General features: G+C 63.3%; 15 protein-coding genes. 8 read left to right on the top strand and 7 right to left on the bottom strand.

Annotated elements, in window-relative coordinates; all coding sequences use genetic code 11:
• Positions 1 to 127: 127 nt before the first annotated feature.
• The 3 genes from UP06_RS35800 to UP06_RS35790 form a co-directional block, all read right to left on the bottom strand.
• The gene (locus tag UP06_RS35800; RefSeq protein WP_045008364.1) at positions 128 to 739 is read right to left on the bottom strand and encodes a PilZ domain-containing protein; all 612 of its coding nucleotides are present in this window, start codon (positions 737 to 739) and stop codon (positions 128 to 130) included.
• 68 nt (positions 740 to 807) lie between these two features.
• Entirely contained in the window at positions 808 to 1,974 is a 1,167-nt protein-coding gene (locus UP06_RS35795; protein WP_045008363.1) for an MFS transporter, read from the bottom strand.
• Positions 1,975 to 2,049: 75 nt separating this feature from the next.
• The gene (locus tag UP06_RS35790) at positions 2,050 to 3,291 is read right to left on the bottom strand and encodes an MFS transporter (protein WP_283806050.1); all 1,242 of its coding nucleotides are present in this window, start codon (positions 3,289 to 3,291) and stop codon (positions 2,050 to 2,052) included.
• Positions 3,292 to 3,734: 443 nt separating this feature from the next.
• Here UP06_RS35790 and UP06_RS35785 point away from each other — a divergent pair, with 443 nt between their 5' ends.
• Positions 3,735 to 4,886 (top strand): zinc-binding dehydrogenase, encoded by a 1,152-nt coding sequence (locus UP06_RS35785; RefSeq protein WP_045008362.1) that lies wholly within the window; start codon positions 3,735 to 3,737, stop codon positions 4,884 to 4,886.
• Positions 4,887 to 4,896: 10 nt separating this feature from the next.
• Here the strand turns inward: UP06_RS35785 and UP06_RS35780 are convergent, their stop codons facing one another.
• Positions 4,897 to 5,871, bottom strand: a complete 975-nt coding sequence (locus UP06_RS35780; RefSeq protein ID WP_045008361.1) for a c-type cytochrome — start codon at positions 5,869 to 5,871, stop codon at positions 4,897 to 4,899.
• Between the two features lie 308 nt (positions 5,872 to 6,179).
• Between UP06_RS35780 and UP06_RS35775 the strand changes: the two genes are divergently transcribed.
• On the top strand, positions 6,180 to 6,605 hold the full coding sequence (locus UP06_RS35775; RefSeq protein ID WP_045008360.1) for a VOC family protein: 426 nt from the start codon (positions 6,180 to 6,182) through the stop codon (positions 6,603 to 6,605).
• Positions 6,606 to 6,701: 96 nt separating this feature from the next.
• Entirely contained in the window at positions 6,702 to 7,214 is a 513-nt protein-coding gene (locus UP06_RS35770) for a hypothetical protein (RefSeq protein ID WP_045008359.1), read from the top strand.
• Positions 7,215 to 7,231: 17 nt separating this feature from the next.
• Here UP06_RS35770 and UP06_RS35765 read toward each other — a convergent pair whose 3' ends face one another.
• Positions 7,232 to 7,585 (bottom strand): cupin domain-containing protein, encoded by a 354-nt coding sequence (locus UP06_RS35765; RefSeq protein ID WP_045008358.1) that lies wholly within the window; start codon positions 7,583 to 7,585, stop codon positions 7,232 to 7,234.
• Between the two features lie 381 nt (positions 7,586 to 7,966).
• Here UP06_RS35765 and UP06_RS35760 point away from each other — a divergent pair, with 381 nt between their 5' ends.
• Positions 7,967 to 9,934, top strand: coding sequence for a DEAD/DEAH box helicase (locus UP06_RS35760; RefSeq protein ID WP_045008357.1), 1,968 nt, complete (start codon positions 7,967 to 7,969; stop codon positions 9,932 to 9,934).
• A gap of 354 nt (positions 9,935 to 10,288) precedes the next feature.
• Positions 10,289 to 11,527, top strand: a complete 1,239-nt coding sequence (locus tag UP06_RS35755) for a vanadium-dependent haloperoxidase (protein WP_045008811.1) — start codon at positions 10,289 to 10,291, stop codon at positions 11,525 to 11,527.
• Between the two features lie 70 nt (positions 11,528 to 11,597).
• Here UP06_RS35755 and UP06_RS35750 read toward each other — a convergent pair whose 3' ends face one another.
• Together UP06_RS35750 and UP06_RS35745 are read right to left on the bottom strand one after the other, a co-directional pair.
• Positions 11,598 to 11,891, bottom strand: a complete 294-nt coding sequence (locus UP06_RS35750; protein WP_045008356.1) for a hypothetical protein — start codon at positions 11,889 to 11,891, stop codon at positions 11,598 to 11,600.
• Positions 11,892 to 12,008: 117 nt separating this feature from the next.
• A complete protein-coding gene (locus tag UP06_RS35745) occupies positions 12,009 to 12,512 on the bottom strand; it encodes a GNAT family N-acetyltransferase (RefSeq protein WP_045008355.1) in 504 nt (167 codons plus the stop codon).
• Positions 12,513 to 12,667: 155 nt separating this feature from the next.
• On the opposite strand from UP06_RS35745, the gene UP06_RS35740 reads away from it, so the two are divergent.
• The 3 genes from UP06_RS35740 (at position 12,668) to UP06_RS35730 (ending at position 14,208) form a co-directional block, all read left to right on the top strand.
• Positions 12,668 to 13,057, top strand: coding sequence for a COG4315 family predicted lipoprotein (locus tag UP06_RS35740; RefSeq protein WP_045008354.1), 390 nt, complete (start codon positions 12,668 to 12,670; stop codon positions 13,055 to 13,057).
• Positions 13,058 to 13,216: 159 nt separating this feature from the next.
• Positions 13,217 to 14,023, top strand: a complete 807-nt coding sequence (locus UP06_RS35735) for a transglutaminase-like domain-containing protein (protein WP_045008353.1) — start codon at positions 13,217 to 13,219, stop codon at positions 14,021 to 14,023.
• Positions 14,023 to 14,208, top strand: a complete 186-nt coding sequence (locus UP06_RS35730; protein WP_045008352.1) for a hypothetical protein — start codon at positions 14,023 to 14,025, stop codon at positions 14,206 to 14,208. The genes UP06_RS35735 and UP06_RS35730 overlap by 1 nt, the downstream gene beginning before the upstream one ends.
• The last annotated feature ends 17 nt before the right edge of the window (positions 14,209 to 14,225 follow it).

Below are 14,225 nucleotides of genomic sequence, written 5' to 3'. Positions count from 1 at the left end.
TGTTTCGCATGCGAACAGGCCGCGCGTTAACCCGCGTGAGGCCCGTGACGACGCACGAAAAAGGCGGCGTCCGCATCGCGGAGGCCGCCTTGAGGCTAAAAAAACGGTGTTTTGGCGTCGTCGCGCTTTACCGCGCGGTAACGCTCTCTTCGAGAGTCTCGATCGGCTGCGAGTGCAGGAACTCGAGCGCGAAGCCGTCTTCGAGATTTCGGACCACGCGACCCTGGACCCGGCCGAGCAAAACCGTTGATTTCAGCGGCGGCCGGTTCTCTGCGGCAATCGCCGCGCCGGACAGCGAGAGGTCGATGATGCGGCAGGTCATCTTGGTGCCGTCCTCACACGTCAGCACCGCGATCGGGTTGCGCGGCACGATACGGTCGTGGCGGCGGTCCTCCGGCAGGTTGAGAATGTCGCGGTTGGCGAGCCAGGTCAGCTGTGCCGCGAGCTTGTCCCGCTTGCGGGGCGTCGCCCCGACCGTCATGGCGAAGCCGTTGTCGATGATGCGGGTGATCTTGCCCTCGACCCGGCCGATATGGTCGAGATAGGCGACCACGCGGTCGCCGACATTGCCGATACCCGGCGCCAGCAGCGCAAGCCCGCCGGGCGACATGTTGATCACCTGGCAGGGGAATTCACGGCGGTCCGGCAGCATGTAGCGGCCGAGCAGGTGAACTTTCACCCGCTGGAAACGCCGACGTTCCTCGGCGGCCGGAAGAAATTTTTTGTTCGCCAACGCCATTTTCACAACCCGACCCCCCGCCTGGCGGAGTCCGAGACGACCCTAAGGTGCATAGGGTTAATGCCGCGTTATGATTTGGCGCGGCGATCACGGACAGACACAATCCGTTCAAAAAGCCACATCAGCGGCGGGCAGGCGAGCACGGCCAGCGCGCCGAGGTCGAGCGCGACCGCGGCAGTCCCGGCCGATTTGGCGAGCCTTCCTGCCACCGCCGGTCCCAGCATCATCGCGGCATAGAAGAGAGTGTAGAACACGCCCATCCCGATCGCCCTGGTCTCGGGCGCGAGGACGCGGGCCGGCAGGCTCACGATCGGTCCGGCCGGATGGCCGCTGATCAGGCCGATCAGGACGATGATCGTGATCACCGCGTCGGACCGGGGCAGCCAGGCCAGCAGCACAGCAACCACGAGACACGCCGTGACCGCCAGCGTCATCGGCCGCCCGGTCCGATCGGCGATAAAACCGCCGGCCGGGACCGAGATCACCGACAGCCACAGCACGAGGCTGATCGCAGAGCCTGCCGCCGCAATGCTCCAGCCTCGCTCGACCAGCAGCGAGGGGCCGAATGAGAAGATCATGGCGAAGCCGACATTAAAGAGGCCCCAGATCGCGCCGGCGACGATCACCGCCAGCAGCGCCAGCGGATCGAGCCGCGCCGAGGTGGCCGCTGTCGCGCCTGTCGTCGGCGGCGGCTGATAGAACGCGATCAGCACGATCCCGGCTGCGGTCAGCGCGCCGGCCGCCAGGAAGACGGCACCGGCACCATGCGCGATACCGATGGCCGGCAGTACCAGCAGCGAGATCGCGACGCCGGCCGGCCAGGAATTGACGAAGATCGCCATGGCGGTGGCGATTTCCTTGCCGGCAAACCAGTCGGTGCCCATCTTGGTGAGCTGCACCGTCAGCAACACGCCGCCGGCGCCGGAGGCGAGCCGGCCCGCCATCTGCCAACCCCAGGCTTCAGCCAACGCCATCACGAGGCTGCCCGTTGTCATCAACAGCAGCGCCGCGATCGTCGTTGGCTTGTCGCCAAACCTTCGTCCGATCGCGCCGCCCGGCAGCGCCAGCACCACGCCAGGGGTGAAATAGAGCCCGATCAGGATGCCGATATCGGCGAGCCCAACGCCGAACGTCTTCTCGAGCAGCGGCGCGACCGCGGCCACGCTCTGGAACTGGAACGCAATGGTGAGGCGCACAAAGAACAGGATCGCAAGAATGCCCCAGCGATTGCGCAACGCTTCATCTCCCCAGCCGTCGTGACAAACCTGCGGTGGCGAGACGTTGCTGTCAACGGGCAGCTTCGCGAGGGGCTACGCCTTCTTTGCCGCGCGCTGATTGAGGAGAAACAGCAGTGCGAGCAGCACGGCGGCCGACAGTCCCAGCGACCAGTGAGTGCCGATCGCCGCGCCAAAGAGGCCGACGGTGATGCCGCTGAAGGCCCGCATCCCGAGCCCGGCCATGTTGTAGAGGCCGACGACACGGCCGCGGATGTCGGGCGGCGCGTTCAACTGCACCAGCGCCTGCGCCATGGTGTTGAACGACAACTCGAAGAAGCCTGCGAAAAACAGCAGCACGATTGCAACCGGATAGATCCGCACCGCGGCGAAGCCAAGCAGCGCCACGCTCCACAGCATCGCCAGTAGGATCGCGGTGCGCGGCGTGCCCTTGAGGCGCCCCCAGGATTCCAGCGCGATGCCCGCAAGCAGCGCGCCGGCCGCGTCGGCGGCAAGCAGCACGCTGTAGGACACGCCGGGATCGCCGTGGCCGAGATCGCCGGCAAAGCCCGGCATCTGCGCGTGGTAGGCGTTGCCGACCATGAAGGAGGTGAGGCCGGCGAGCCAAGTCATCGCCGTCAGCACCGGCTGCGTGCCGATGGCGCGCATGGTGTCGACGATGTCGGCAAAGCCGCGGACTGCGAAGCGCCGCACAGCGACGCTTCTGTCGCGCACCGGAGCCCAGAACAACCACAGCAGCATCGGCAGATAAAACAGCGTGTTGAAGATGATGCCGTGCGAAGTGCCGAGCGTCAGCATGATGACGCCACCCACCGCAGGGCCAACCAGAATGCCGAGATAGCGCGCCATCGCATTCAGGCGTACCGCGCTCGGAAGATCGGCGGGGCCGACGAGGTCGTAGAGCAGCAGCTGGTTCGGCGTCTGCCACAGCACCCCGGCACAGCCATGGATCACCAGCAGCAGCATCGCGTGCCACATCTGGATCGTGTCGGTGATGAAGAAGAAGCCCCAGCCGCTGGAGGCCACGATGAACAGCAGCATTCCGCACTGGATGATGCGGCGCGGGTCGAACCGGTCGGCGAGCCCGCCGACGGCGACGGAGAACAAGAGGAACGGCAGCCAGTGCGACAGCACGGCAAAGCCTGCCAGCGCCGGCGAATGGAATTTCTGGAACACCACCCAATAGCTGATCACGTGCTCGATATTGTCGGCCATCATCGCCAGCACATAGGCGATGAACTGGAGGCGGTACGGCACCGACTTCATGGCCGCGAACGAGCCGGACGCGACCACGGGATTTTGGGGGAGGGGGTTCAATCGATCACCTGGGTGGGACTTGAGCCGTCCCTACACGGTCGCCGGTGAGGGCTCAAGACACTTGGGTGCGCTTGGACATCTGCCATGCGCTGCTGCCACACTCACCACCGTCATCCCCGCGCAACCGCGAAGCGGTTGTCGCTGGAGGTGCGCGCTCTTGTGCGCCTCGAAGGATGAGCCGCAAGCGCCTGTGGCCATCCTTCGAGGCTTCCCCTTGCGATGCAAATGCATCGCAAGGTGCGCACCTCAGGATGACGGTTGAGCTTGTGACAGGCGCTGTAGCCCGGATGGAGCGCAGCGAAATCCGGGAACGCCGCCCCCGCATTACGCTTCGCTTCATGCGGACTACAAGGACCGCGGCTTGGCACAGTCACACATCTCACATACGCTTCGCCTCAGCCCGCACCAATCAATCACAACAGACGGGCATCGAGGAAACAGCCATGGACCACATCCGCGTCTGCACCCATGCAGGGCCGGGCAGCGAGCCCGTCATCCGCACCGTGCCGTGGCCGAAGGTCGGCCGGAAGGCTGCGCTGATCAAGATCGGCGCGTGCGGCGTCTGCGGCACCGATTTGCACATCCTCAAGGGACATTGGCCGAAGCCGCTGCCCTGGCCGTTCACGCTCGGCCACGAGCTCGGCGGAATCATCGTCGAATGCGGCGAGGAATTCACCGAGGACTTCATGAGCAAGCAGCTCGAGGTCGGCTCAAAAGTGATGATCCCGCCGCTGATGCCGTGCGGCCGCTGCTATTACTGCATCCATTATCCGCAGACCGCCAACAAGTGCCTGACGCCGGTCTATTACGGCCGCTATCTCGGCTTCGACAAACCACCTCACATGTGGGGCGGCTGGGCCGAATATGTCTATGTCGATCTCGACATACTGCCGGGCACCAAGATCTACAAATTGCCCGACGACATGTCGCTGCGGCTGGGCGCGCTGTCGGAGCCGCTGACGTCCTGCATCCGCGCCTTCAACCGCGCGAGCCGCGCCGGCGGTTTCAGCTGGGGCGGCACCGTGGTGATCCAGGGCTCGGGCCCGATCGGCATTCTCGCGGTCGCCGCCGCGCTGGAGATGGGCGCAGGGCGGGTGATCTGCGTTGGCGCGCCGGAGGAGCCGCGGCTGAGACTCGCGCGCGAATTCGGCGCCGAGGCGACGGTGAACATCGAGGAGCTCAAGACACCGCAAGATCGCATCGCGCGCGTGCGTGAGATCGTCGGCGGTTTTGGTGCTGATCTCGTGATGGATTGCTCGGGCCATCCGACCGCCGGCCCCGAAGGCATCGAGATGTTGCGTGATGGCGGCACCTATGTCGAGATGGGCCAGTTCACCGACGCCGGCTCAATCGAGACCTCATGGCACCGCATCTGCACCAAGGACCTCAATGTGCTCGGCTCCTGGGGCTTTACCGCCAACGATTTGCCGCTCGGCGTCGACATGCTCTACCGCACCCGCGACAAATATCCGTGGCTGAAGATGCAGACGATCTATCCCTTCACGGAAGAGGGCGTCGCGCAGGCGGTGCAGGATGCGGTGGCCATGAAGACGGTGAAGTCGACCATCGTGCCGTGGCCGGAATTGGTGGAGTGACCGAAAAATACTATCTCGGCGAGGCCGCCTCCGCCGGCAGCGACGCCGCATAGACGGCAAGATTTATCATGTCGTCAAGTGTGAGCGCCTCGGCCACCGGTTTCATCAGTTCGCTGCCGCTCCCACTTCGTGCGCCGTGCTTGAAATCGTGGAGCTGCCGAACAATGTAGCTGGGCGACCGGCCGGCGAGCCTGGGAACGTCATTCATTCCGTTCAGCCCGGCGCCGTGGCAAGTTGCACACGGAGCGGCGGCGGCCCCGACGCCTTGCGTGGCTAGCGCTTCACCTTTTTTAATGCTGCCGATCGGTGCATAGGCGATGAAGCGGGCCCGCGCGTCGCGGTTCTCGAACTGCACCAGGTCCTCCGGGACTTCGATGATCCGGTTGCCGACAGGTTCTTTCTTTCCGGAGTTTGCATCGGCCAGAAACCACGCGGTGACGCGGGTTTCCGGCACGGTGTCTGTTTCGACGATCCTGATGAAGGATTTCGGCGTCAAGGCGGAGAAATAGGCCGCGGCGGCGCGGATCTCTTCGTCCGAAGCAGCTATGGCGGCCTTGACCATCAATCGCATGGGAACGCGGTCAGGACCGGCCGTCTTTCGCGCCCCATTCTTGAAGTCAGCCATTTGCTGAATGATGTAGGCCGCCGGAAGCCCGGCAAGGCCTGCGTTTTCGGGGCCGCCGGCTCCGTCCGCGCGGTGGCAGAAACCGCAGGCGAAGACATCGGGCTTTCGCCCACGCACCACGACTTCAGGCATCTCGGGATGATCGTCGGGGTGCCAGTCAGGCGAAAAGAACAAGTCGCGTGTTTGAGCCGTGCGATAGGTGAGAGAGCTGCCCGGAACTTGCCGGGGCTGATCGTCGTCAGGAGATGGTTTGAAATCCGGCGGATTGATCGGATACGCCCACGCAGGCGTCGGTTCTTCCGCGCGAGCCGCGGCGAAACACGTGCATAAAATCGCCAGCGCCGCAGCAAGCTTCCTCATGATCCGCCTTCCGAAGTCCGTGACATACCCGGCCAAGTCCACCGACCACGTCCACCGACCACATGGCAGGCCTCGGTGATTCCATTGAACCCGCCGCGGGCTCCGCGTCATCACCCGTCCGGGTGAGCGCCCTCATGGCTCGGCATAAAGGTCGGCGATGCGCACGCTGCCGACTGCGGCGATCAATCCGTCGGGTCGGGTACCGATAATCTGACTGTCAATCTCGCATCGATCCGAACGCGGCTGCATACTAATGCGCCTAGCCTTGGTATCGCTGCCCATAGAGGCCGGAACGCGAGGACCAGTCAATGGACGAACGAACACGCAAACCAAACCCGCGCGACGGCTCGCCGTTTCGAGCCATTCGCGCGATCGACTACACAGTTATTTTCGCCCGCGACATGGCCGCGATGCGCCGCTTCTATGGAGTTGTCCTCGGCTTTCCGCTGCTGCGCGAGCTTTCGCCGAACTGGATCGAATACGGCTTGGGCAACAATACACTGACGCTGGCACGACCAAGCCGGACTGCGGCCGATGCGCCGACGCCTGCCGGCAGCGCTTCGCTGCAACTGGCCTTCAAGGTGTCCGCGGCCGAGGTGGATCAATGCGCCGACGAACTCGTGCGCCAGGGCGTGGCGCTGCTGTCGCCGCCGACGAACCAGTCCTTCGGGCATCGGACGCTGTTCTTCCGCGATCCGGACGGCAATCTGCTTGAGGTCTACGCGGAGATCTGAGATGCCCAAAAAGTTCCATCGGGAATCCCTGACTTATTCACGCTGCGGTGAAACTTAGGCCCCAGTTCCGGCTTTCAGTTCACGGGAGAGTTTACCGTGAAGCGAATCCTGAAACCCGTCACTTATATCTTGGCCGCGATCTACTTCCTGTTGGATGCGGTCTTCATGGCCTTGGCGAGGCCAATATCGCGCTGGCTTGGACGGCATCTCGAGTTCAAGCGGTTGCGGGCCTGGATCAGATCGCTGCCGCCTTATCCCTCGCTCGCTTTGTTTTCCGTGCCTGTGATCATTCTGGAGCCGATCAAGCCCTTGGCAGCCTACCTCGCCGCAACCGGTCAGGTCCTGAGCGGCGCGGCGGCTTTCATCATCGGTGAGCTGCTCAAGCTCGTACTCGTCGAGCGCCTGTTTCATCTCACGCGTGACAAGCTGATGAGGATTCCGGCGTTCGTCTGTGTCTACGGGAAGTTCACAGAGGTGAGGGCATGGCTCCAAGCAACCGAAGCCTGGCGCACCGTCCGCGCCCTGAGCCACGCGGCGAGAGACTACGTTGCGCGGGCAATAGCAAGACTCGCCGGTGGCTTCAGCAGGCTGGTGACTTCCAGGGATTAGACTAGGCAAACTCTCCTCTATGCGAGCTTGCGCGCTGCGGCGGTTGCCGTGTCGCCGGTGTTCGGCGTGCCGGTCGGCTCGATGAGCAGAAGATGGACCTCCTCACGCGTCACGGGGCGATGCTCGACTCCTCTGGGCACGACGTAGAGTTCGCCGGGACCGAGCGTCACCGTGCGATCCCGCAATTCGATGTCCAAATTGCCTTTCAGGACGAGAAAGAAATCGTCGGTGTCCTCGTGGCTGTGCCAGGTGAACTCTCCTTTCACCTTCACCACCATCACGTCGCAATCGTTGAAGGTCGTGATCGTCCGCGGAGACCAGAAATCACCAAAGGTCGCGAGTTTGTCGGTAAGCGATATCCCGTCGGCCATGGTTCACCCATATCTTGCTCTCTCGTGACGCTCGATCTGGGATCAAATTGCGGATGCGACAAGACTTGTAGCCAGCCAATCGGGCAATCTTGCCCGGCGACGCGGCCCTCCGACCTGCTTTGGTGCAAAATCTCGCTATATCCAGCAAAACGGCTCGAAAACGCTGGATGTAGTGGGTCAGGCCGGCCAGTAAGCTTATTCTCGGTATCGCCAGAGCCATGCGTCATAGGCATGGTGATTTGCCCGCTATTGGCGTAAAGAGCACCAAATCAAATCACCACGCGTGCGGCTGGACCATTTGCCGCGCATGCAGTTTCAGGTCGCGCGGCTCGACGTTCCGCGCCTGGACCAACCAAGGTTTATCCCGTGTCTTTTCCGACCATGAGTCCGCCGCTCGCCCGAGCTTTGGCCGAGCGCAACTACGACCGTCCGACCCCCGTTCAGCTCGCCGTGCTCGCGGACGAAGCCGCTGACCGCGACCTCCTGGTTTCGGCCCAGACCGGCTCGGGCAAGACCCTCGCCTACGGGCTGGCCATGGCCAAGGATCTGCTCGGCGACGCGGAGCGATTTGAAAGAGCAGGCGCACCGCTCGCCCTGATCGTCGCACCGACCCGCGAGCTCGCCTTGCAGGTTCATCGCGAACTCGCCTGGTTGTATGAGCATGCGAACGGACGCGTCGTCTCCTGCGTCGGCGGCATGGACCCGCGCCGCGAGCAGCGCGAGCTTGCCGCGGGCGCTCACATCGTTGTCGGAACGCCCGGCCGATTGTGCGATCATTTGCGCCGCAACCGTCTCGATATCTCGGAATTGAAGGTCGTCGTCCTCGACGAGGCCGATGAGATGCTCAATCTCGGCTTTCGCGAGGACATGGAATTCATCCTCAAGACCACGCCGGACACGCGCCGGACGCTAATGTTCTCGGCGACATTTCCGCGCGGCATCGTGGCGCTGGCCAAGCAGTATCAGCAACAGGCGTTCCGCATCGAGGTCGCGGGCGACGAGGGCGGTCACGCCGACATCGAGTACCGTGCCATCCGGGTCGCTCCCGGTGACGTCGAGCATGCAGTCGTCAATGTCCTGCGGTTCTTCGAGTCGCCGAGCGCGCTGGTGTTTTGCAACACGCGCGATGCCGTCAGGCATTTGCAGTCAGCGTTGCTGGAGCGCGGTTTTTCCGTGGTCGCGCTCTCCGGCGAATTGACCCAGAACGAGCGCACCCAGGCGCTCCAGTCGCTACGGGACGGGCGGTCTCGCGTCTGCGTGGCGACCGACGTGGCAGCGCGCGGAATCGATCTGCCGAGCCTCGATCTCGTCATTCACGCCGACCTGCCGAATGACGCGGAAGTCATGCAGCATCGCTCGGGCCGCACCGGCCGCGCGGGCCGGAAGGGCGTCAGCGTCCTGCTGGTGCCGCCGGTACGACGGCGGCGCGCGGAGGTACTGCTCAATCTGTCCGGCATCGATGCCGTCTGGGAGACGGCGCCGCAGGCGGATGAGATTCGTAAGCTCGATCACGAGCGCATGCTGAAGGATGCGCTGTTCTCCGAGGAGACGACCGCCGACGATCTGGTTCTGGCGCAGGCATTGCTGGCTGAGCGATCGGCCGAGGATATCGCCGCAGCGCTCGCACGGCTTTATCGCGCGCGACTGCCGTCGCCCGAAGACATCATCGATCCCGGTGAGCGAAGCGGCCGGCCGCGTGACGATCGTGGCCGCAACGATGTTCGCGCCCCGCGCGACGATGCCCGCGCCTCGCGCGGCGATGATCGCCCTGAAAGGCCTCGACCCAAATCGGGAAAATCGTCGTCGAGACACGGCATGGCGGATGGCAGCGTCTGGTTCCGGGCCAACATCGGACGAAAAAAGAATGCGGAAGCGCGCTGGCTGTTGCCGATGATTTGCCGTCGTGGCGGCATCGACAAGGGCGACATCGGCTCCATCCGGGTCATGGATACCACGACCGAGTTCGAAATTTCCGAGCGGGTTGCGGAATCCTTCGCTGCCAAGATCAAGCGTCCGGACAAGGAAGACAATATCCGGCTCGAGCCGATGGCGGATGCGCCGCAGGGGCAGGTGGCTTCGGAGAAGCGGCCGCACGCGCCTCGGCGCGAGGCCCGCGAGACGGATGATGGCGTCCGTCGCAGCGATGACGGTGCGCATCGAAGCGATCATTCGCGCGCCGCGACAGGACCGAAGCAGCACGGCAAGCCTCACGGCAAGAGCGGCGCGAAATTCGGCGTCCTGCCGGCTTTCGCAAAGAACCACAAGCATCGGGACAAGCCCGCTCAGGCAACCGAGTGGTCTGCGAAAGCCTCATCCGGCAAGAAGGCAAAGAAGAAAAATCGCGGCTGATCGGCGCCGCAAGAGGACCGGCGGCTCGGTGAGGCTGACGCCAGGGTGAGCCAACGGGTTGGTTTGTCTGCGCTGGCTGCGCCGCTGCTCGCCGGCTCCAGACAAACTCGTGCATCATGTGCCGCCGCGGCGAATTACCTAGGTGCTGCAAGCGGCGCGTGATACGATTTTTGATCGGCGATAGGTAGCCTTTGGCTTTGCCGGCTGAGAGAGCCGCGTGCTCCCGCCCGTTTGCAAGATCCCGATTAGGTTCTTGGCAAGACGTTCTTGGAAATGAAGCTTCTCGCGACGCCACCTTCGACCGAGGGAGCATTGTCGCGTCGGTCGTCTCCGATGTTCGATGGGAGTTCCGCCATGTTGTTCTTCAAAATCAGTGTGCCGGCGACGCTTCTTGTCGTGGGCCTGTTATCGCCGGCACATGCAGACACCGTGACCGAATGGAATACAATCGCGTTGAACGCTGGGACGGCTGCGCGGCAAACTCCGGTGGGACAGACACCTGCGCAGCAGGCAAGAAACCTCGCCATGGTACATCTTGCGATGTTCGATGCGCTGAATTCCATAGAGCCGCGATACACGCCCTATCGCATGCAATCGAATGTGCCCAAAACCACGTCCCGCGAGGTCGCTGCATCCGTCGCTGCGCACTATTTGGTTGTGCGCCTCTACGCTGCACAAGCAAAGGACGCCGACGCGGCGCTGAAAGAGTCCATAGCGCTCGTGCCGGAGGGGCCGGACAAGGCGCAGGGCGTGCGGCTCGGTGAAGAGATTGCGGCCGCCATGCTGGAGGAGCGGAAGACCGATGGCAGCGCCGTCCCCGATACCTATCGTCCTCACGGAGCAGCCGGGGCGTATGTGCCGACTGTGCTGACGGCCAGCTGGAATTGGGGCTTGGTGAAGCCTTTCGCGATGAAGTCGGGACATCAGTTCCGGCCTGATGCTCCCTACGCGCTTGCCAGTGCCGAATGGGCAAAGGATCTTAACGAAGTCAAGACGATGGGTGCGAAGATTGGCTCCGGGCGCACGGACGAACAAACCGACATTGCGAAGTTCTGGGAGCAGACTGGAGCTGGCTCCTTCAACCAAATGGTCGAACAAATTGCGGCGGCAAAGAAACTCGGGATCCTGGATAATGCGCGTTTGTACGCGCTCGCTTATCTTGCGACAGCTGATGCGTTCATCGCCATCTTTGACGCCAAGTACACTTACAATTTCTGGCGGCCGCTCACGGCCATTCGCAACGCCGATACCGACGGCAACGCTGCGACCGAGCTGGACGCGGCGTGGATGCCATTTATCACGACGCCCATGCATCCCGAGTATCCATGCGCGCACTGCATCGCGCAATCATCAGCGGCAGCTGTATTGAAGAGTGCTTTCGGTGATGCGATGCCGATCACCATCATCATGACCAGCCCGACCGCGCCTGGCGTGACACGCAAGTTCGACCGGTTGTCCGACTACACGGCGGAAATCATCAACGCGCGAATCTACGACGGTGTGCACTACCGCGCATCCGGCGAAGTCGGCGTGGAGATGGGGCGCAAGATCGGGGAGCATGTTTTGCAGAACTATCTCAAGCCCCTGAATTAGTGGTCCAAAGCGCCGCCGGGCAGATTCATCGCGCTGCCGGCGGCATCATGCCGGGTAAACTCGGGTAAATCTACCGGCCACCACCACCGCCTCCTCCATCTCCGCCGCCACCACCGCCGGCGTCACGCATGGCGGAGTTGTAGCGAGGGTCGCTCTGCTTCATGTAGATCGGCGAAGTGTCGCGGTCGATACGAACGACGCGCGCTCCGCCCGGTGGTTGTAGATCGACGAAGCCGGTGCAGCCCTCAAAGAACGCGACGTCGCAGCCATAGCCCCGCAACTGCACCGCGTTGGCACTGGTTGCGGTGAACGCGGTCGTCGCAACGAATGCAATCAATGCAACTTTCGGCAATGTGAGTTTCATGGAAATTCTCCAGCCTCAATTCGGCGAGACCGGAACGGCTCGCACAGTCCTTGGACGAGGGCTGATCGAAACCGGTTCGAGGCTCTTGGCCTCACGCCCGCGTGACGGGAAGGGTGGCTATTTGGCGAGTTCGCGCAGCATGTAGGTCGCGCTTGCGCCATAGGACGTGAGCTTGGCGCGCAGCGCCGCATCCGGTGTGACGGGCCGGAAGCCGAGACGCTCCCACAGTACGCGCGTGCCGTAGACCGAGACCAGCGCGAGCGCCGCGATGCCCGATGATCGCGCCAGCCCTTCGATCGCCGCGACATAAGCGCGCGTCACGCCGCCGCGGAAGTCGGGAAGCACGGCGACGTCGTGCACATAGAGGCAGTCCGCATCGTGAGGCAATTTTTCAAGGAAGCCGTCGAGCGGCGGAATCTGATGCTGCATCCAGGGATGCGAGAGGCCGTAGCCGACGGTCTCATTCTCCGCGGCGAGCACGCGGCAGCCATCCGGGTAAAGCCGCATCTTCTCTGCGAACACTTCGGGGCTTTCAGGCAGACCGGGATGAATCCGCGCCGCGAGCGCACTGATCGCCGGCAGGTCGGAGGCGCGCGCAGGGCGCCAATGCGGTTTGCTCATCTGGATTGTTCCGTATCAATCACCGCAATTTATTCCGTTGCGATGATGCGCGCAGCGAAAAATTTCTTTGCGGCGTTTCGAGGAATACGACGCGCCGTGCGGCGTCCTACCCATGCAGGCCAATTTTGCAAACCAATTGCATGACAGGAGAGACCATGACGACATCCTCGATCCGCTTCGCGCTCACGCTCGCCGCATCGCTCGCGATCATCCCGGCCGTGTTCGCAGCACCTCCGACCAAGACCGGCAAGACCGACAAGGGCAACGTGCTCACCGACGCCAAGGGCATGTCGCTCTATACCTTTGACAAGGATATGGACGGCAAGTCGGCTTGCAACGGTCCGTGTGCGACAAACTGGCCGGGGCTGAAGGCCGAGGCCAGCGACGCCGCTGGTGACGGCTACACCGTCATCGCGCGCGACGATGGCTCGAAGCAGTGGGCCTACAAGGGCAAGCCGCTCTACACCTTCGCCAAGGACACGAAGCCCGGCGACGTCACTGGCGACGGTTTTCTCAACGGCGCCTGGCATCTTGCGATGCCATGATTGAACGCGGCTCGTCGTTGCCTGAAGGGCGAGGACGGCGCGTGTGATCGGCCGTGCGAGGCGCGATAAACGCGCGGAACGCGAGAATTCCGGCTGACTGCCTTGTATTCGATGGTTTCGTAGCCATTTCGAGCGGGCAGCAGCCGGAAAGGCGTTTCGATGAAGTTCCGTGTCGGATTCGAAATGCTCTACGATTTTCCGCAGCCAACGCCGATGATCATGGTGCTGGGGACGCATTTCAGCCGCGCATCGGATGTCATCGTGCCGGACTTCCTGACCACCGCGCCTGCGGTCGAGATCACACCCTATCGGGACGTGTTCGGCAATTGGTGCAGCCGCATGGTCGCGCCGGCCGGTCGGATGCGCCTTGCCGCCGACGGCGTCGTTCGCGACAGCGGTCTGCCGGACCCCGTGTTTGCCTCAGCCGTTCAGCACAGGATCGAAGAGCTGCCTGCTGATACGTTGGTCTATCTGCTCGGCAGCCGCTACTGCGAGACCGACCGACTTTCGGAGATCGCCTGGAAGCTGTTCGAAAAGACGCCTCTGGGTTGGGCGCGGGTGCAGGCGATCTGCGATTTCGTTCATCGCCACATCGCCTTCGGCTACGAGCATGCGCGCGCCACCAAGACGGCGTGGGAGGCGTATCAGGAAGGCAAAGGCGTTTGCCGCGACTATGCCCATCTTGCCATTGCATTCTGCCGCTGCATGAACATTCCCGCGCGCTATTGCACCGGGTATCTGAGCGACGTCGGCACGCCGCAGCCGTGGGCGGCGGGCGATTTCGCCGGCTGGTTCGAGGCCTTTATCGGCGGACGCTGGCACACCTTCGATCCACGCAACAACGAGCCGCGGCAGGGGCGCATCCTGATCGCACAGGGGCGCGATGCCTGCGACGTTCCGATCACGCAGACCTTTGGCCCGAACGAGCTGGTCAGCTTCAAGGTCTGGACCGACGAGATCGCATAATGGCCAGTCATCCCCCGCTCAGCAGCGACGAACTCGACTCCTTGCGCAAGGTCGGCTCGACTGAGCGCCAAAGCGAGATCCCCCAATTGCACTGGGAGCGTCTCGTGGATCTCGGCTACGCGATCAGACGGCTCGGCGAGCTCGAGCTCACCGCCGCCGGTACGCGGCTCTTGGCGGGACAATAAAGGCGGCGCGGCGAGCT

Origin of the sequence: Bradyrhizobium sp. LTSP857, from assembly GCF_000938285.1 — a bacterium.
Lineage (GTDB): Bacteria > Pseudomonadota > Alphaproteobacteria > Rhizobiales > Xanthobacteraceae > Bradyrhizobium.
The sequence above is the reverse complement of the archived record's forward strand: the minus strand, read 5'-3'. Positions and strand labels throughout refer to the sequence as shown.